The 444-nt window shown below is 55.4% G+C and carries 1 protein-coding gene; it reads left to right on the forward strand.

All coding sequences use genetic code 11. From position 1 onward, the window contains the following. Positions 1-342 (forward strand): hypothetical protein (locus ACUHMQ_RS21100; RefSeq protein ID WP_445297399.1); only part of this gene is annotated, 342 nt, incomplete at its 5' end. Between the last annotated feature and the right edge of the window lie 102 nt (positions 343-444).

The raw sequence follows: 444 nt of genomic DNA on the forward strand, positions 1-444 counted from the left end.
CGCCAAGCTTCCGGTAACTTCAATCGGGTTGAGATGCTGGAAGCGGCAGAAGCCTGCAAGGGTGACGTGAAGGACGAAGCGGTCAGCCTAGTGCAGTACCTGACTGAACCCAAGGAAGAGGCAGCCGTATTGCGTGGCTATATGTTCCTGCACTTCCTGGGAGGCTCAGTAGCCAGTGCGGCCGTTAACCTGACGCAGCCCGCCATCATGACCTTTCCGTATCTGTCGCAGTTTGGTGGTCCAGCCAAAGCAGCCAAGCGACTTTCCAGCGCGGCGAGCCGTATCTATGCCAAACGGCACGCCCCTGATTTGGCTAAAGTGTTTGCGCTGATTGAATATTGACCCACCCTGCCGATTGAATATTGACCCAGTGATGGTTGCCGCCGTTTGACCGGCGACTGTGCATAACTATATCTCTACGGGCTAGTCTCACCCGTGGATTTT

It is taken from the genome of Chitinimonas violaceus, assembly GCF_052601015.1.